This window comes from Pseudoalteromonas sp. SaAl2 (genome assembly GCF_052947895.1).
Genome location: NZ_CM129605.1, coordinates 2,550,113 through 2,568,360 on the forward strand (window position 1 = coordinate 2,550,113; position 18,248 = coordinate 2,568,360).

Below are 18,248 nucleotides of genomic sequence, written 5' to 3' on the forward strand. Positions count from 1 at the left end.
GCTACCCGTTTGGCTCTGTTACCCCTTATATGTGTGACGAACCAAGGGCGCATTTACTTTTTTATTAGTGATATAGCGCAACACACCAAAAACTTAAGCCACGATAAACGTATGAGCTTAACGATTTTTGATGCAGCTGAACACGGCGATCAAAACGAGCACGGTCGAGTCACTATTGTCGGTGATGGTAGCTTAGTTAGCCAAGAGTATGCCGATAGCCTAATTAATAAGTACATTGCGCTTTACCCCGAAGCACAAAGTTATCGCAATGCTCATGATTTTAATCTCTGGCAACTAGATGCAATACGAGTACGCTACATTGGTGGGTTTGGCAAAATATTTTGGTTAGAACAACCAGAGTGGCAACAGCCAGCTAAGGCGTGGGACGATGAACAAGAGCAAAGCATGATTGAGCACATGAATGCTGATCACCAAGACGCCATGAGCTTGATTTTAAAACAATACTATAACCTTGCTGACGCATCACCAATTATGAGCGCTTTATTACCGCAAGGATTTTACCTACAAAGCCTAAAACGTAACTACTACATTGCATTTGATGAGCCATGCGACAGCCCATTGGCAGTACGTAAAGCACTGGTAAAAATGACGCAAGATGCGCGAGCCAGCGTAAGTTAAAACTTAATTTGAGAAACATACAAAAAGAAAAGTCAGATTAACTGACTTTTCCCTTATTTAACGACTAAGCTTTAGGGTAATTTGATGGGAAAAACGCGCGGCGCGCTTGCTCATCAAACTCTTTTTTAAAATCGATATCGGTGCCTACTTTACGAGCTCGCGTAACTGCAGGGCGACTATCAATACTTGCAAACCAACGCGCTAAATGTGGATACGGTGCTAAGCCCTCTTCACCTAAAACAACCGTTGCTTTATCTATCCAACCCCAAGCAGACACATCTGCAATAGTAAATTCATCACCAACTATAAACTCACGCCCTTCAAGGTGTGTATCTAGCACTTCATAATGGCGCTGCGCTTCACGTAGATAACGATTGATTGCGTAATCTAGTTTTTCAGGAGCTGCATGTCTAAAGTGCACCGACTGCCCCGAATATGGTCCAAGCCCTGATGCTATAAACATTAACCAAGATAGCATTTCTGCGCGATCTTCTGGCTTACCTGTTAACTTATTATGCTTTTCAGATAAGTACATTAAAATTGCATTTGAGTCGAACACGCGCGTTTGCCCATCAACAATGGCGGGGGCTTTGGCGTTAGGGTTAATCGCTTTAAATTCAGGGGTATGTTGCTCACCTTTAAGCGTGTCAAGCGGCACTAATTCATAGTCTAAACCCGTTTCTTCAAGAAAAAGGGCAACCTTCATTGGGTTTGGTGTATGGTGAAAATAAAACTTAATCATGCTGAGCTCCTCAATAGTTGAATATTGATTAAAACACAACTTGAGCAGTCGTTCAAATTAAGGTTGTAAATAAGTTTTAGCATGTTTTGTTTATAGAATAAATTCAATTAAAAACAGCTAAGATAAGCTAGGTATTGCAGATAGAAGTCAGGCACAGGAGAGACCTGACTAAATAATAATTATCACGATTAATTATTATTGTTGGTGCTATTTCGTTGAATATTATGCACCGCTTTTTTACTTTGCTTTTCAATAGCAGCCATTTGCTCTGGCGTACGGCAAACACGTTTAGCAATATTACTACCGGTTGGCTTTTCCATCTTGCAAATCAACCCATCATTAGCTTCAGCACTCGTTTGCGAATTAGCACAACCACCGATGAATACTACACATAAAATTACAGCTAAAAACTTCATTTTCTTCCCAAATAAGACATAAAAATCAAAACCTAATATTACCGCGATGATTGTATTGAGATACACCTAAATGAGACTAACAGGCATTAAAAATTGTTAAAGGAATTTATTTCCTAGGCTTTTTTTACAAACTTGGCTGTTACCATCATTTCACCTACACCATCGACCTTACAATCAAGCTGGTGATCTTTACTATCTTTGATCCAGCGAACTACCGCTTTGGTGCCAATTTTTATAACTTGTGAGCTGCCTTTAATTTTTAAATCTTTATATACAAATTCAGATTGGCATCTGGGGCAGATGGGTAAAGACATACTTTAGCTTAAGTTAATAAAGGTGCAGTTATAGTAATTGTTAGTTATTAGTTTGTCTAATTACCTAAAAGGTAAAATAATTTATTAGATGAGCGATTGTTACTCGACAAATAAGCTATTTAAGTTGAAAATACCCTTAATCGTAATAGGGATTTTATACATGAAAAATCGAGTTCCATTTGTACTTATATTTTTTTTATTATCACTAGCGATAAATCTGCAAGCGCAGCCTGATTCTCATACAAGCGTAAATATAAAAGCCCCACCAGTTAACTTAACCCAGTTTCAAATGAGTTATTTCATTGATACAAGCCAAGAAATGACTTTTGAGCAAATTCAAAAACAACCATTTATCCCTAGTAAAAATGAAATAACTTTAGGGCCAAATGCTAAAACAGCTTGGTCAAAAATCATAATTACAAATGACTCTACACAAACATTGCGTTTATTTTTACACAATTCAGATGCATACCACCTACAACGTATTGATTTTTATGAAACAAAACAAGGTAAACTATTAAACCAAACCAATATTGAGCTTGATAAGTCAGGCCATAAAGCGGATATATTTGGCGGCAGCGCTATCTTCTCATTCATGCTCGCGGCTGGTGAAAAGAAAACAATCTACTCTAAAAGTGTCACTTTTTCTCATCAATGGTACTCATTGGAATTATACGATGAAGAACATTCTAAGCGGGCCTTAGTCAGTAGCAGTAACTATACTGCATTACTTGTGGGGATGATGCTCGCATTGATGATTTATAACTTTTTCTTATATTTATCAGCTAGAAAAGTTGAAAATATCGTCTACGCCCTATATCTAATTTCAGGCACAATTTGGGTAGCACTTTCTTATGGCTTAGCTGCAAACTTTTTTGGTATCTTTAGTGCTGAAATACTTCAATTCAACTCTACTTTGTATAGTATGCCCAGCTTTTTAATCATCTTTATGATGCTCATCTTCGAAACAAAAAAGCGTCATCCAAAAGAGCATATCGCTTTATCAATAATCCTAACGATATTAGCCGCAGAGTTTATTTATAGTTTATTTGACTTAGTCAGTGCGCTAAAACCTGCTAGCAGTTTAGCTGCATTAATGATGACTATCACTTTAGGAGTATTAATATCTTTGTGGCGAAAACGCGATCCTTTGGCAAAATACTTCTTTTTAGGTCACTCGATGTTTATCCTTTTCAATATGCTAGCTGTGCTGTATTACAAAGGTTTAACTGAATCAAATCAAATAAATAGCCATGGTGTCGGAATAGGTATTTTACTTGAAGCATTAATGATGGCATTTATTTTATCTTACCGAATAAAAGCATTAGAAAGCATAAAATCTGCACAAGTAGAATTAAAAAAGCTCGCCGATACCGACCCGCTTACGAAGCTGTACAACAGGCGTTACTTTGAAAAAGCCAGCTCACAGTTAATCACCAAGAGCCAAATTGCCAATGCTGAATTATCTGTAATAATTGCTGATCTAGATTATTTCAAAGCCATAAATGATACCTATGGCCATCACATTGGTGACCAAGTCATAATTGAATTTGCAAAAATTATTACCAAGCAACAAAGACCAAATGATATTGCTTGTAGGTACGGCGGTGAAGAGTTTTTACTGCTCGTGAACTGTAACCTGGAAGCGGCAAAAAATATTGCTCAACGTATTCGTAGTGAAGCAGAAAAAACGATTTTAAAAACTCAAAAAAATGAAGAGATTCGTTTTACTGTAAGCCTTGGGGTTCATCCACTTTTTTGTGAAGATGATAATATTTTAGAAGCAATCGCATTAGCAGATCAGGCGCTTTATAACGCAAAAAATCAAGGGCGAAACTGTGTAGCCACTTTATCATAAAAGAGCAGCGGCCCTTTAAAGGTTACATTGCTCTTTTAATATTTGATTCAAGGTTAGTAATTAATGCTTTTTTATTCCATTGCGAACCAATTCTTTACCATTTTCAAACACCTCTTGGGTTACCCAACGACCCATTAATAATTTATGGTTATCATCAAGCACCGCCACAAATGGTCGGCCATTACTGTTATTCGTCGCTAGTGCTAAACCAGCTACATTTTTAAGACCAAGACCACCGCCTTCGACTAAAATTAAAAATGCTTCAAGTTCTTCAAGGGTATTTATTACATCATTATCATTAATCACGCTACTTACTCTATTACTATTCTAATGTGGGTAGAATAACAGTTTGCTAGCATCGCCTCTAGAGGTTCGCTAACTATCGTTTTAATTTGCACTTATATTAGATCAGTAGGATAGTAAGCATAGGTCGACTCATTAGCAGATAATTTTAGGACTCACATGATCAAACTAGTTTTAAGCTCAAGTTTACTTTTAATGTCTTTTTCAACAATTAGTGCCTCTTTAACAGTAGAAGAGCTGCGTATAAAAAAAGCAAACACGGCTATCCCTCAAGTCTTGAGTGCATTTTCAGATGATATCAACCAATTTGAACAGAACTGGAAAAGCCTAAAAAGCTATAAAAATGCAACGGACTTGATCCATGACTACTCAAAGCTACTTTGGCTCGATGCTAAACAACGCATCAGCAAAACCAATAATTTCGACGACCGTGAACTGTACTGGGCACGCTTGCAATCAAGTAAAGTTATTCGCTCCCATAAACCTGATTTTGCTATCACAGATGCTGAGCTAACGGCTCTTTTAACTATGTTAGAAAATGGCAGCCGCGGCAGAACTGATCTTGCTTATACAAAAAATACCGACAAAAAAATCTTACTCACTGGCTTTGACCCATTTTTACTTGATAGAAATATCAATCAGAGCAATCCATCAGGTGTTGCGGCATTATTACTTGATGGCCAAGTTATTAGCTACAAAGGAATAACTGCCGAAGTAAATACAGTGATGGTGCCTGTGCGTTATGAAGACTTTGACCAAGGTATTATTGAACAATTACTCGCGCCCTATTACGCACTAAATAATGTCGACATGATTGTCACCGTAAGCATGGGTGGTAAAGAGTTCGATTTGGAGCGTTTTCCAGGTAAACGTCGTAGTGTTACAGCGCCAGATAACGCCAATATTGTTTATGGTGGAACGGCCACAGACCCTAAAATATCGCGTTTAAATGACCACCCCCTACCTGGTAATGAGTTTGTTGAGTTTAGCTTACCTGTAAAGCAAATGCAGCAGGCCAAGGGGCCATTTAAAATAAATGATAACCATAAAGTGATCACGCTAGAAAAAGCATTTGAGCCAAAATCACTCGCTGAACTAGAGGGTGCGATTGCGGTTAAAGGCGGTGGCGGTGGTTATTTGTCTAACGAAATCTCTTATCGCAGTATTCGTCTGCGTGATGAGCTTAATTCAGATATCCCAACAGGACATATTCACACTCCACGCATCGCGCAATTTGAGCCAGAAACAGAAGCAAAAATAGTTAAACAAATCCAAGCTATGTTAGAGCGCAGCTTAGAAGCATTATAATAAAGTAAAGGCCAGTAAAACTGGCCTTTCAATGCATAAAACTACCTTTTCCAGTATCTTAGATTACCAAGAGTGTTAATGAATTCAGCAGATGAAGTTTTAGCTAAGTTCAACCAACCATCATCGCTTTGCCCTTTTAAACCGGCAGCTTCAATTAACGCCGTTGCTTCGTCAGTGAAACCTATGTACTTCATATGGGCATGTGCGTCAGAGATAAAATCCTTCGCTTCGGGTATTTCAGCTAATTGCTTTGCTCCTTCTGCAGTGGTTAATAACATCACTGCATCATAAAGTACTGACGGTCCGCCATTAATCACCTGGTCTGCTGTAACATGGTCTCCATCACTATTTTTAGCGCCACCAACTTGAGGTGCTATCACTTCGTAGCTCGCACCTTCACTAGCAAGACTTTTTGCTAAATCAGCAAAAATTTTGGCATCGAACCCTTCACTCACTAATATACCCAGCTTTCTTCCCTTAAACGTATTAGGTGCATTTTTTAAAATACTCAGTGCATCCGATAATGGTAAATCTTGGCGAGTTTCACGGGCAGATTCTGCATGCTCTGGCATATGCTGTAAGCCCAGCCCATTAGCAACCTTTTCAGCTAAATTGTCATCAATGTTTAATAAGTGGGAGACTAATCGCTCTCTAATTGGTAGATGTTCGACCTTTGAAAGCTCAAACACATAAGCGTTTTGAATATGCATTTGTTCAACGTCTGTTTGACTTAAATAGAATTGACGTGCTTGGCTGTAATGATCACTAAATGACTCTGAACGATAACGTAATTTACTGCCTTGTGCTTCTGCGTCTGAGCTTTTAAAACCATGTACTGGACATTCCCTAGGGTTATGTTCATCCCCGCTCCAAGAGTTTGGCTCATAGTTTACTCGACCTTTAGGGTTTTGCATTGCCATGTGCCCGTCTTGTAAAAAGTGACGCATTGGGCATTTTGGCGCATTGACAGGAATTTGTGTAAAGTTAGGACCGCCTAACCGTTTAGTTTGAGTATCTAAGTATGAAAAGTTACGACCTTGCAATAAAGGATCAGGAGTAAAATCAAGACCAGGCACAATATTTTGCGTACAAAAAGCCACCTGTTCCGTTTCGGCAAAAAAGTTATCAACTACTTTATTTAACACCATCTTACCAATCACTCTTACTGGCACTTGTTCTTCTGGGATCAACTTAGTGGCGTCAAAAACATCAAACTCGAATTCATCGGCAAATTGCTGATCAAACACTTGCACACCTAACTCCCACTCTGGGTAATCGCCTTGATTAATTGACTCCCACATATCACGACGGTGAAAGTCAGGGTCGGCACCGTTAAGTTTTAGCGCTTCATTCCACACAACTGATTGCATACCGCCTTTTGGCTTCCAATGAAACTTAACAAATTTCTCTTCGCCTTTAGCGTTGATAAATTTAAAAGTATGAACCCCAAACCCTTCCATAAACCTTAGTGAACGCGGAATTGCTCTATCTGACATAGCCCACATAATCATATGCATAGACTCTGGCGATAAACTGACAAAGTCCCAAAAATTATCATGAGCGGTTTGTGCTTGCGGAAAACCACGATCAGGCTCAGCTTTAGCGCTATGAACTAAATCTGGAAACTTCATTGCATCTTGAATAAAAAATACTGGAATATTATTACCCACTAAATCCCAGTTTCCTTCTTGAGTATAAAATTTAACAGCAAAGCCACGCACATCACGGGCTAAGTCAGGTGATCCTTTGTTGCCTGCAACTGTTGAAAAGCGCGCAAAAACCGGCGTTTTTTCGCCTTTACGTTGAAAAATATCCGCAGAAGTTAAATCATCTAAAGCATCATAAGTTTCAAAGTAACCATGAGCGCCATAACCTCGCGCATGAACAACCCGCTCTGGAATACGCTCATGATCAAAATGAAACAGCTTTTCCCTAAGTACATGATCTTCCAACAACCCTGGCCCGCGTTGCCCTGCTTTTAATGAATTTTGATTATCACTTACAGGACAGCCCTGCGCTGTCGTCAGCGTAGGGTGATTGTTATCAGCACTTTGATGCAGCTCACCGCCGTGCCCTTGCTTGTTTGAATATTTAAATGATTCTGCCATGATTTTCCTTCCTAAATAGATTTTTCAAGTAGCGATATAAAACAGCGCTTGTTAACAGCAGATAGGAGTAAGCAAAATAAAGACCAGAGAAAAAGTTATTTAAAATCAGGCAACAATAATCATCTGGTGCTGAACCAGTTATAAAATATAGAAAGGTTACACAGTCAATGTAATCTTTTCTCGTAGCGATTTTTATAAGAAACAATAAGAAAATAAGCGATGACCAACTAATTTATGAAGGATTTTAGCACTTTATTAACAGGTGAAGTCTGAGCCAATAAGAAAGGCCTTCGCATAAATATCTTACGAAGACCTTTTTAGAAGTCGAAAAACCTTTAGATTAGACTATTTTTTACCGCGTCTTAGTAACGAAAGCGGTGCTAACAGTAATGTAAGCCAAAATAGACTACCACTATCACTTTTAGGTTTGTCCACCACGCCAGAGTCTTCTTCTGGCTCTGAACCTTCACCTGTAATAGTGACTGTCACAGTAGTAGTCACCTGCTCATTTCCATCAGACACATTATAACTGAACGACTCAGTAGCCGATTCTCCTGAATATAAATCATTAAACTTACCTGCAGGGTCATAAGTTAAAGTACCATCTTCGTTGCTAGTTACTGTTCCTTTAATGCCATCAGCGTTAAACGAAACGATAGACAACGCATCTCCATCGTCATCACTATCGTTTGTTAAAGGGTTTACTACTATGCTTGATGATTTTGAGGTTAATACTGTGTCTGGCTCAGCTGAAGGTGGTGTATTAATTTTTACAGTCACCGTGACTAGCCCTTCAACAAAGGCACCATTATTATCAGTTACGACATATGTAAAAGAATCTGTTAAAACAGTTCCTGGTGCTTCCTCTGAGAATGCAGAAGATGCATCATAAGTAACTTCATTTCCTGCCAAAGTAACTAACCCAATAGTCCCTTCAGTTTGTATACTATCGATAACTAAAGTATCACCATCGGCATCAGAGTCGTTATCTAGAGGCTTAATAACGGCTATTTCCCCAGACCAAATAGATACATTATCAACATTCACTTCAGGCGCATTATTAGGGGGTGTATCCGTATTAAGCGGCTCACCGGCACTAATTTGATAGCCACCCATAGTAGCAGTTGCATCCTCGTGTTTTACTGCAGCATAAATTTTTGATTCTAAATCCGCTGTATCTAGCTTGTAGTATACATAATCAGTTTTAGATGGATTACTCTGCAAAGTAATATTTTCTTTAATCGCAGTTGTACCATCTGATTTATACAAACTAAGATTTGGTGCCATTCCTAAACTCAAATCAGCAACACGCACAACTAACTCTTTAGTCGTGTCTATATCATTAATTTCATAAAAATCTAAATCGTTTTCGCCATCTATCATGCCATCTAAATCAGTATTGTTTGAAACCAGCTCATCGCTAGAATCGTAACTATCGTTACCATCAGAAGAAGGAACATCATTGACGACTATTGAAGTTTTACTAATGCGAACAAAGTTTTCATCTATACTAGGTAAGGCTTCCATCTCAGGCACAGACCCATCAAGTGTTGCTGTTAATAAACCTGTTGTAGTATAGATCGCATTGCCCCCTTCATTATTTACATTCACCTCAATTTGATAAATGCCATTTTCATTATAGGGTGCTATAACAGAGTAAATACCATCACCTGCAATGGCATCTCCTTCGAGACCGTTATCAAGCATCTCTAAATTAGTTGAAGTCTGATTCGGGTCTGTAATTGTTGCCTCAACGTTAGCACCAGTAATCAATTTATCTTTAGTGATAGCTGTAGTTAAAATCATAGGAGCTGGATAGGTAACCGCATTCCCTTGAGCGCCTTCAACACTCACCGTGTAGCTACCTGATAAACTTGGTTCAGCACTCACATTGACAGTGGCTGTTAAGTTATTGGTATCATTTATATTAGCTACCTGTAACTGCCACTCTCCCATGCCGTGTGACGATATTTGTTGACTCGTAATATTCGTGCTGCAAGACAGCGTTCCAGCAGCGTCAAAACAATCAAAGGCCACATCACTTACTTCATTGCCATTACTGTCTAAAAGCGTTAACTGCACACCATCAAGATTAGCGTTATGATTGATAAACACATTTATATTATCCAAGCCAGAATCAACAGCAATAGCTTGTGTAGCACTTTGTAGACTATCAATAATAAAAGTTGATGATGCTAAATTTTGATTATCTGTTGCAACTGCATTGGCTTGTAAAAACGCATCTACAATCTCAGCAAGTGAAGTAGGTGAAGAAAAGTATTTCCCACCCGTTTCATTAGCAAGCGTTAACAATGGGCCTGTGGGTGATGCATTACCATAACCAAAGCTAAAGATAGGAATATTTTCGTTTTGATAATTATTGATAACCTGCTGCTGTGTATAGCTTGAATCATTATCATCGCCGTCGGCCAAAATAAATACAACGCCAGGCGCACCACTATTTTCACTTAGCTGGAAACTTGTTAAATTTTCTAGTGCTAACTGTGAACCATCATACAAAGCCGTAGACCCATTTTCACGGATAGCATCTATTGCTGCCTTAAGCTCTGTTTTAACAGATAAGTCTGGGCTTTCAATCTTTGTAATAGGGTAATCTTGCTGAACATTATGGTCGCTTGAGAAAGTAACAAGTCCCATAGATGTGCTGCCTTCTGCTGTCGCATCAACAAGAATTTTAGCTGCTTGCTTTGCATTATTTATTGCTTGACCATACATACTATAAGAACGATCTATCACAACTTGCATATCTATATCACCTTCAACCCAAACTACGTCAAGCTGGTTTTGGCAAGAAGCTTGTTCCGCTGGCAATTCAATTTTTAGCGGCGTTGTTACATCAGGCGCATTATCTGCCAAAGTAAGAAAGCGTGTTCTGTTTGGCTGTGCTGTTTTACGGCCTAATTTAGGATCATCTTTTGCATCTTGCAATAAAACATCCCAAGCACTTTTTCCATAAACACGCCCTTGCGCTGTGCGGTCAATATTACCAATAGTGTCTGCAGTAGAGTGATTTAACCATTGCATACCAGCTGTTATAGCTTGCCACTGATTACTCATTATAGAGGTTGTAGCTGTATCTGTATTAATTGGCGTACTAGGTTCGCCTGAATCCGCACTCCCTTGGTATTCATCAAATAAACCATATGCGTAATGGCCCCATTCATGAGCTAAAGTATACCCTGCTCCTTGAGGGTCTTGTAACATATCATGATCTTTCCCTGGGCCTGAGCCATTAGGAAAAACATCACCAAACCAAATATGCATACCATTGGCACCAAAACCAGAAGCATTAGCTCGTGGCCACTCTCTTTCGCCCCAAATAATATCTGACTTCGAACGGTGCTTGTTCTCTCTAAATACACTTACTTTACCAAGCTTATGCTCCCCATTTGTTTGCTCACAAACAGCATCAGCAAAATGAGCAAATATTTCCTCATAAACCACTTTTTCTGATCCTTGAGGATTGTTATATAACGACACAGTGATATCGAAAACCGCTTTAGATGAGTCAGTACTCACCGCTGATATAGACTGAACTTTCTGCGCAGTGACTACTCTCTTTTGTTGATGATCGTCAACCGTATTAACGCGTGACAACCAGCTATTAGCTGCAAAACCCGAGGTTGATGCTAAAGCAACGCCTACACAAAACGCACTTTTCGTTAGTTTACTTTTTTGCACTATTAATTCCTTTTTATTAATAATAATTGGTAGGTATTCTCATTTTTCCCAACAACAATACTTTGATTACGTATAAGCATTTTTGATATTTCTGGATGAGAATGATTGAATTTAACTAAAGATATTAATTTAAATATCGGTGTTATTTTTGTGTTAGTAGGTATATATAAGTCAGGCTTTACACTCTGAGGCTTTGGCAGAACTATCACATTCAGGTCAGCAGTATTGGCTTTTATATTATCGTGTTTACCCTGAAAGAAATTAGTAGCTGATATTGCGCACGACGAAAAAGTGCTTCCACTGAGCCAATATTTATACGCATTACCAAATTTAGTACTTAACTCAATTGATGGCTCTTGAGTACATTGCATACTCATACCACTATGCTCAAAAAAATAATGTGACAATAGGATTGATCTTGAATCAAATTCAATCATTTCGAACTTATTATCTGGGAGTATATTAACTATTTGAGTAGTAAAGGAACGCTGAATATTCAAAGGGGAATGAAGAATATAGGTCGTATTAGCAATAACCTTGATACTCATCATTAATTGCCAAAAGCAAAAAATTAATATGTATTTCATCATCATCCTTGATAAACCTACTAATCCACAACATGCACTCTAGCAAAAAAAAACCTAAATTCAAACATATCTACTAACACAGGAGATACATACAACAACAAAGTATTAATAATCCATTATCTATATACCCAAGCCACCTTAAGATGCAGAATTTCTGCCGGGACTTAATATCAAGGCGTTACTTTGCAACAATGGCAGCCCCTTTAAGAAGCAACAGCGATGAGAGGGTATTTTGAGTATCACTAATTAAAATATGCTTTATAGCTGCTCAATCAAACTATTAGCCGCAATTACGATTGGCTCAGCCCCACCGGAACTATTTCCCAACACGGCAAGTATATATCCCTTATCACGATAAATGTTAAGCTGTGCACTCATACCTAAATGAGCGCCATTATGGCCAATAATTTGATTACCCTCATCGCCTCTGACCGAAAAACCATACCCATAATTAGGTGAAAGCATCTCGGGTTTTGCCGATGTAGCTTGAGAAGTTAACTCAGAATTTAACAACCGATTACTCATTAATGAAAGCGCAAATCTATGCAAATCACCAACAGTTGAGTACCCGCCACCAGCAGGGCCGCCTTTGACTGCTTGCTTCATTAAATTCTCAGTGATGGCGTTGGTTTCAAATGAATACCAATAACTTCTTGCCGTATTTTTAATAGGCACATCTAAATCAAAACTCCCACTATCGGTCATACCCGCTTTTTGATAAATATGCTGTTGAATCTATTATTTTTGACAATCACACACAGGAACTCGCACTTGCGCCTCCGGTATGGCTCAGTAACACACACCTTATAAGTGCAATTAATAATCGCAGCTTCCAACAATACAATTGAAAATATCAGTACCAAAACAAAATTAGTTACAGTATCAGGGGCAAAGCTGCGTGTATTCCCTAGCAAAGACGGTATTTACTATCGCAGCTTTAGGAACAACAAATATCAACTTGGGTTTTACGGCTATAAACGTGAAGGATTAAAGCCTCAACAAGAGTTAGCTACACTTTGCGTGCAAATTTGTGACCAGCTACAGGCTGTTACCGACAACTATTATGTCTTATCAAAAAAGGTAAGCCAGGCAAATATTCTGTCACTTGAGATCTCTCGTGAAGAGTAGCTTATCAAGTACATAAATAGCGCCTGTTGAATTACTAAATTAGAACTTAAGAGTGCTTTGTTATTTACTCGTCAGCGGTCGTCTTTGTCTACATCAGATTCAAAACGTAAGATATCGCCCGGTTGACACTCTAAGTGTTTGCAAATAGCATCAAGCGTCGTAAATCGAACAGCCTTTGCTCTCCCAGTTTTTAATACGGACAAATTTTGCGCAGTAATACCAATAGCTTCAGCAAGCTCTGCCGACTTCATTTTACGCTTTGCAAGCATCACATCTAAATCAATTATTATTGCCATTAAATTACTAACTCTTGCTCTTGTTGTAACTGTTGAGCCTGTTTCATTATCCATGCAATAACATAAATAATAAGCCCAACTATAAAGCTTATAATGTCGGTATCTTGAATCACTACAGCTCGTCTGAGCTCACTACCTGTGAACATATTTAGCAGTGTTACTAACAAAGCGGGATAAAAAGCAACAAACAAAAATTGTAGTATTAATAAGCCACCAAGCCATTTAAAGCATTGAATATTTTTAAATTAAAAAACAACCCTTGGCGGTAAAGCATGAATAAGCGTATTAAAATAAGATTTATAATAACGTATGGCAGCATTTGCGGCAACGCCAACCAAGTCATTGTATTAAAGCTATTTTCCGATAATGTATTTGCGATACTTTTCCAAGAACCGGTCACATCAAGCCCTATCCACAAGTGGGTACCATTGGCTTGAGTAAAGTTTAAAACATCACTGCCATTAAGTAACACTACAAGGGTGGTTATTAATAAAGTGGCTAGGGTCAAAAAAAGTAACGTTAGTATTACGTTACTCATCATTACTATTTTTTTTCATTTTAAGATTTCTTTTCGTTCAACTGCTTTACTAATCGCTGATAATGTAGCTGTAACTTATCACCAGTTAATGCATTACCATGGTGCTTGCCTTTTACAATATATAATTGCTTTTGCTTTGAAAGCGCATGGTGGTATAAAGTTTCAGCTAATACAGGTGGTGTTTGCTTATCGTCTTCTCCGGTAATTATTAAAAGCGGGGCTGTAAATGATTCCACGACTTTTAAATTATCAACCCTAGCGAGCTCATCACTAAAATTAAGCTCTACAAACGGCTTTACAAACCAAGGTATACGTTGCGATGTCATTTGTTGCACATTGGTAATACTGCCTTCAAGTACTAACGCATCCACAGGCCGCTCGCTTGCGACGTACCCTGCAATGACACTGCCTAAAGAGTGTCCATGCAAAATAATAGGGGCATTCTCAAGGTCAACAAGGTTGGCGGAATAATCATAAACAGACAATGCATCGCGCTTTAAGTTTTCAACTGTTGGCGTGCCTTCACTATTACCGTAACCTCGATGATCAACCATTAAAATATTTACATTCATTGGCAATATTTGCTGCGCGGGTTCACCTCCAGCAACGCTTACACGAAATTGATTACCACCAAAATAAATGACCGTTGCTTGCGCATTATCAACCTTTATCAAGGTGCCACTCAACGTCACATCGTCAAACCCATTAATGGTTATGTTTTCTGTTGTAGCTGTTGGTTCTATTTTATTAAGTTTTTTAACCTGTATCTTTTTATCCGGATTCAAAAAGTGTGACTCATTAACTGAGATTGTCGTACATGCAGTTTGCAGCACAACTAACACTACCGTAACAACAGTTAGTAACCTGTGTTTCATTTTAAGCTCCCCTAGTAAAGAATTTACTATGGCACTGAAAAAATAAAAAAGCAACAAAAGTTATCGATAATCGATAACTTGTTATTGTTTATAACGTTAAACTAACGTCTTTCCACTTTACATAATATCGAGCTCATGTGCTTCCATAGACATAAAAAAGCCGCTACAGTATCGTAGAAGCTATTTTAAATTATTTAGGTTTTACTAACCTTTAATGGCAAAGCTTTTGCTCAACAGATCAACAATAGCTAGCTATTCGACTTCACCCAATTACCCCGCTCATTTTTATGATAGCTGTTTTTAACCGCAGACCAAGCAACTTTATGTGCAGTTGTTTCACGGTCGTCATCGTTTTTTTCTATCACTGGGATCCTCATAAGTATCCCAAGCGCTATTAAAAGCCTCTTGATATATCTCTTGAGCATGTTTAGGTAAGTTACTTTTAACCGAGTCAGGTAACTCGCTTGTATTTTGATAAGGCATAAATGACCTCCGTATTACTATTACTTAATTACGCCACAAGCAACACGTTTACCGCCGCCACCTAATGGCTTAGGCTCATCAGCATAATTATCGCTTCCTTGATGGATCATCACTGCATGTTGCTTAAGCTGCTCAAGCTTGAGCCTTGGCGCTAAAACAGGCGATTTAGCTTCGCCACGCTCATTAACAAATAACGCAGGTAAGTCGCCTAAGTGACCGTTACTCCACGGCTCATCATGGTGTTCAGCGCTGTTTGGATCAAAGTGCCCACCAGCAGCCCCAGCAGGAACAACTTTCCCCTCTTTTCCCTTAGGCTCACAACTAGCAAATTGATGAACATGAAAACCATGTTGGCCTGGCGTTAAGCCTTTTAAATCGGGGGTAAAAGTAACACCGTGTTCATTTTCTGACAGCGTGATGATGCCTAATGATTGCCCCTGCCCGGCCTTGGTTGCCTGATACATTTCAACGTCAATATTCGCCAAGGCACTATTTTGTAGACATACACTGGTAAATAATACGGCACAAGCAGGTTTTAAAATACGTGCCATACTTTTTTTCATCATTGAATTAAACTGTAAGCTATTCATTCTAATCTCCTCGTTTAGTAAAAATTTGGTAGAACACAATCGCTAATTTAAGCGGCGCCTCTATACAAAGATTCAATCTTCATACCAAACTGGAAAAATTACTAACTCAGCGACAAAAACACGGTAACACATTGATATAAAACTTTAAAATAAATTAACAAGCATGAATATTAACTTTGTAGTTCTTAATTTTATAATAAATTACGCCGCAACTAAGGCATAATTACAAAGAAATAGACAAGTTTACATATTTGATAAAAGTAGGATTTGCTAACAAATAAAATGCATAAACTTATGTGAATAAAATAAGTTGGTGAATCGGGCTTTTAATCATTTACAAAGTATTTCAAAGCCCGTTAATTTAGTTTGTATTAAAAATTTTTACGCAACAATGGTATTTCGGCCACTTTTTTTGGCTTCATAAAGATTAAGATCAGCACGTTTAGCTGCTTCTTCAGGGGTTTCAGTAGCATTGACTTCGACCACTCCCATGCTAACTGTTGCCTTAATATTCTTTGTAGTATGAATTTGCTGCTCTATTGAACGTCTAATCCTTTGCGCAACTTCTAAAGCGTGTGGCAAAGACTGCCGTTCAAGCACAATTAAAAACTCTTCCCCACCTACTCGGCCGACTTTATCCGACGAGCGTATCGAATGAGACAAAGTATTAACTATCGACTTTATCAACTCATCACCAACATCATGGCCATATTCATCGTTAACCGCTTTAAAGTGATCAATATCAATAGAGATGAGCGAACTTGCTTTACCAGTTTCTTTACCCTGACTAATTGCCCTTTTTTTTCATATCTAAAATAGCACGTCGGTTTGCAATGCCCGTTAACTCATCTTTTAATGCTAATAGTTTGAAATGCTTTTTATGTTGAACTTGCTTGTAAGTGTATACAGTTAAAAATAAAAACAGTGCACACATAAAAGCTAAAGCCGTTCGCTGCCACAAAGATTTATCCAGCGCTAAATCCAAAAGTTCTCCTTTAATTTCGGCTACTTCTTCTAACCTGGCTATTTCTCTATTTTGCTGATTAAAATTAAACATTAATCGCTCTGATAATAAGACTCTATCAGCTACACTTTTCACTTGGCCATTTACTATTCGCAGCAACTGGTCTTGTGCATCTACTTGCTGCTTGTAGTTACCTAATTGCGCACTCAGCTGCGAAAAAAATGTAAGGTAGCGCTTAGTGAAACCCATTGGCCATGTTTGCTGCCTATCAAATTGAGTTAACATTTCATTTTTTCGTCTTGCAGCAGCAAGATCACCTGTAGCTAAAAGCCACTCGCCATGCGCTAATGCATGCAACTGCATGATCCACTCACTACTAAATGAAAGTTGTTTTGCTTGATTAAAATAAAGCTTGGCCTTGTCAAATTCACTTAATTGTGTGTACAGTTCTGCAACTTTGATTACTAAATATGCAAAAGCATCATCATCTTCAAATTTTCTAACAGGGTCAAAAATCGATAAGTAAAGAGGAATGGCTTTATTAGTATCCCCTTTTTGTTCATACGCATAAGCAATTTCGTCAGTGATTTTATACTGCTCTTGTACATTAAATACAGCTAACTCTGATTTAACACGCTGTAATTGCTCAATCGCTAATCCATAGTTAGCAAGCGCTAAATGTATACCTGCAATTTCACGAAGACTTAAAGCGCGTTCGTATGGGTTATTTGCTAGATCATAAGCTTGATAAGACGTTTGCGCTGCAGAAAATGCGAGCTCGTATTGCCCTTGCGCAACATATACACGGCTTAATACTTTATTTGCTAAACCAATAACAGAGTACATATCGGCGCTACGGTTATCAGATGTGAGAGCTAGTTCAGTAATCGGGGTTAACTTGGCTATTGTTTGTGTATATAACCCTTGACTATAAAACTGTGAGCCCTCACACACATCAAGTGAGTACTGAAGTACTTTAGAGCCAGATCTATTGACCACCTGTGTAGCCTGCGTAAAAAAAGATTTAAATGTATACCGCTTATGCGCTGTATCAGTTTCGAGAAACCAGCATTTAAAAGCCATAATTCGTGCATTATCCATACTGTTTGCATAGGGTATGCCAGCTTCAAGTGTATTTAATATAGTTTTGGACTCAATCATTGTGGTGTGACCATAATAAACTCGATTTATCATGTCACTAACATCATTAGCAAAAAGGTTTGTTGAAAAAATTAAAAAGAAGAACATCCTGTACATACCCAAAATCCCTCAGGTTACTGCGCGACGCTTGTTATTTTATTTGTCGCTTTTAAAAATCTTAACGATTATTGCACTAAATAAAATTTAATAATAGCTAACCAATAGCAAAAGCTCACCGATACACGGGCTAAATCCAT

Annotated in this window: 21 protein-coding genes; 4 read left to right on the plus strand and 17 right to left on the minus strand. The window is 38.3% G+C overall.

What is annotated here, in order from left to right; all coding sequences use genetic code 11:
• Positions 1–9: 9 nt before the first annotated feature.
• Positions 10–639 carry a HugZ family pyridoxamine 5'-phosphate oxidase gene (locus tag ACU8V8_RS12085; RefSeq protein WP_446887652.1) on the plus strand — a complete coding sequence of 210 codons (630 nt, stop codon included), beginning with the start codon at positions 10–12 and terminating at the stop codon, positions 637–639.
• Between the two features lie 64 nt (positions 640–703).
• Here ACU8V8_RS12085 and ACU8V8_RS12090 read toward each other — a convergent pair whose 3' ends face one another.
• From ACU8V8_RS12090 to ACU8V8_RS12100, 3 genes are all read right to left on the minus strand, one after another.
• Positions 704–1,381, minus strand: coding sequence for a glutathione S-transferase family protein (locus tag ACU8V8_RS12090; RefSeq protein WP_446887653.1), 678 nt, complete (start codon positions 1,379–1,381; stop codon positions 704–706).
• A gap of 188 nt (positions 1,382–1,569) precedes the next feature.
• Positions 1,570–1,797, minus strand: a complete 228-nt coding sequence (locus ACU8V8_RS12095; RefSeq protein WP_446887654.1) for a hypothetical protein — start codon at positions 1,795–1,797, stop codon at positions 1,570–1,572.
• A gap of 113 nt (positions 1,798–1,910) precedes the next feature.
• A complete protein-coding gene (locus ACU8V8_RS12100) occupies positions 1,911–2,111 on the minus strand; it encodes a PhnA domain-containing protein (protein WP_446887655.1) in 201 nt (66 codons plus the stop codon).
• A gap of 160 nt (positions 2,112–2,271) precedes the next feature.
• Between ACU8V8_RS12100 and ACU8V8_RS12105 the strand changes: the two genes are divergently transcribed.
• Positions 2,272–3,969 (plus strand): sensor domain-containing diguanylate cyclase, encoded by a 1,698-nt coding sequence (locus ACU8V8_RS12105; RefSeq protein WP_192542692.1) that lies wholly within the window; start codon positions 2,272–2,274, stop codon positions 3,967–3,969.
• 60 nt (positions 3,970–4,029) lie between these two features.
• Here the strand turns inward: ACU8V8_RS12105 and ACU8V8_RS12110 are convergent, their stop codons facing one another.
• On the minus strand, positions 4,030–4,275 hold the full coding sequence (locus ACU8V8_RS12110) for a hypothetical protein (protein ID WP_192542693.1): 246 nt from the start codon (positions 4,273–4,275) through the stop codon (positions 4,030–4,032).
• A gap of 156 nt (positions 4,276–4,431) precedes the next feature.
• Between ACU8V8_RS12110 and ACU8V8_RS12115 the strand changes: the two genes are divergently transcribed.
• Positions 4,432–5,580, plus strand: a complete 1,149-nt coding sequence (locus ACU8V8_RS12115; protein WP_446887656.1) for a hypothetical protein — start codon at positions 4,432–4,434, stop codon at positions 5,578–5,580.
• Between the two features lie 41 nt (positions 5,581–5,621).
• Here the strand turns inward: ACU8V8_RS12115 and ACU8V8_RS12120 are convergent, their stop codons facing one another.
• The 4 genes from ACU8V8_RS12120 to ACU8V8_RS12135 all read right to left on the minus strand — a co-directional run bounded on the left by ACU8V8_RS12120 (position 5,622) and on the right by ACU8V8_RS12135 (position 12,712).
• Complete coding sequence (locus ACU8V8_RS12120; RefSeq protein WP_446887657.1) at positions 5,622–7,688, minus strand: catalase; 2,067 nt, start codon at positions 7,686–7,688, stop codon at positions 5,622–5,624.
• A 345-nt stretch (positions 7,689–8,033) separates the two neighbouring features.
• Positions 8,034–11,390: an Ig-like domain-containing protein gene (locus ACU8V8_RS12125; RefSeq protein WP_446887658.1), complete on the minus strand. Its 3,357-nt coding sequence runs from the start codon at positions 11,388–11,390 to the stop codon at positions 8,034–8,036.
• Between the two features lie 2 nt (positions 11,391–11,392).
• A complete protein-coding gene (locus ACU8V8_RS12130; protein ID WP_446887659.1) occupies positions 11,393–11,983 on the minus strand; it encodes a hypothetical protein in 591 nt (196 codons plus the stop codon).
• 252 nt (positions 11,984–12,235) lie between these two features.
• Positions 12,236–12,712 carry a serine hydrolase domain-containing protein gene (locus tag ACU8V8_RS12135; RefSeq protein ID WP_446889636.1) on the minus strand — a complete coding sequence of 159 codons (477 nt, stop codon included), beginning with the start codon at positions 12,710–12,712 and terminating at the stop codon, positions 12,236–12,238.
• Between the two features lie 75 nt (positions 12,713–12,787).
• Here ACU8V8_RS12135 and ACU8V8_RS12140 point away from each other — a divergent pair, with 75 nt between their 5' ends.
• Entirely contained in the window at positions 12,788–13,105 is a 318-nt protein-coding gene (locus tag ACU8V8_RS12140) for a hypothetical protein (protein ID WP_446887660.1), read from the plus strand.
• A gap of 71 nt (positions 13,106–13,176) precedes the next feature.
• On the opposite strand, the gene ACU8V8_RS12145 is transcribed toward ACU8V8_RS12140, so the two are convergent.
• The 9 genes from ACU8V8_RS12145 to ACU8V8_RS12185 all read right to left on the minus strand — a co-directional run bounded on the left by ACU8V8_RS12145 (position 13,177) and on the right by ACU8V8_RS12185 (position 18,012).
• The gene (locus tag ACU8V8_RS12145) at positions 13,177–13,401 is read right to left on the minus strand and encodes a helix-turn-helix domain-containing protein (RefSeq protein ID WP_087532356.1); all 225 of its coding nucleotides are present in this window, start codon (positions 13,399–13,401) and stop codon (positions 13,177–13,179) included.
• A complete protein-coding gene (locus ACU8V8_RS12150) occupies positions 13,401–13,592 on the minus strand; it encodes a DUF2975 domain-containing protein (protein ID WP_446887661.1) in 192 nt (63 codons plus the stop codon). The genes ACU8V8_RS12145 and ACU8V8_RS12150 overlap by 1 nt, the downstream gene beginning before the upstream one ends.
• Positions 13,593–13,603: 11 nt before the next feature.
• Entirely contained in the window at positions 13,604–13,942 is a 339-nt protein-coding gene (locus tag ACU8V8_RS12155; RefSeq protein WP_446887662.1) for a hypothetical protein, read from the minus strand.
• Positions 13,943–13,959: 17 nt separating this feature from the next.
• Positions 13,960–14,814, minus strand: a complete 855-nt coding sequence (locus tag ACU8V8_RS12160; protein ID WP_446887663.1) for an alpha/beta hydrolase — start codon at positions 14,812–14,814, stop codon at positions 13,960–13,962.
• Between the two features lie 248 nt (positions 14,815–15,062).
• The gene (locus ACU8V8_RS12165) at positions 15,063–15,179 is read right to left on the minus strand and encodes a ChaB family protein (protein ID WP_446887664.1); all 117 of its coding nucleotides are present in this window, start codon (positions 15,177–15,179) and stop codon (positions 15,063–15,065) included.
• Entirely contained in the window at positions 15,160–15,297 is a 138-nt protein-coding gene (locus tag ACU8V8_RS12170) for a ChaB family protein (protein WP_446887665.1), read from the minus strand. The genes ACU8V8_RS12165 and ACU8V8_RS12170 overlap by 20 nt, the downstream gene beginning before the upstream one ends.
• 20 nt (positions 15,298–15,317) lie before the next feature.
• A complete protein-coding gene (sodC, locus tag ACU8V8_RS12175) occupies positions 15,318–15,887 on the minus strand; it encodes a superoxide dismutase [Cu-Zn] SodC (protein ID WP_446887666.1) in 570 nt (189 codons plus the stop codon).
• A 381-nt stretch (positions 15,888–16,268) separates the two neighbouring features.
• Entirely contained in the window at positions 16,269–16,679 is a 411-nt protein-coding gene (locus tag ACU8V8_RS12180; RefSeq protein WP_446889637.1) for a GGDEF domain-containing protein, read from the minus strand.
• Complete coding sequence (locus ACU8V8_RS12185; RefSeq protein WP_446887667.1) at positions 16,675–18,012, minus strand: tetratricopeptide repeat protein; 1,338 nt, start codon at positions 18,010–18,012, stop codon at positions 16,675–16,677. Before ACU8V8_RS12185 ends, ACU8V8_RS12180 begins: the two co-directional genes overlap by 5 nt.
• Between the last annotated feature and the right edge of the window lie 236 nt (positions 18,013–18,248).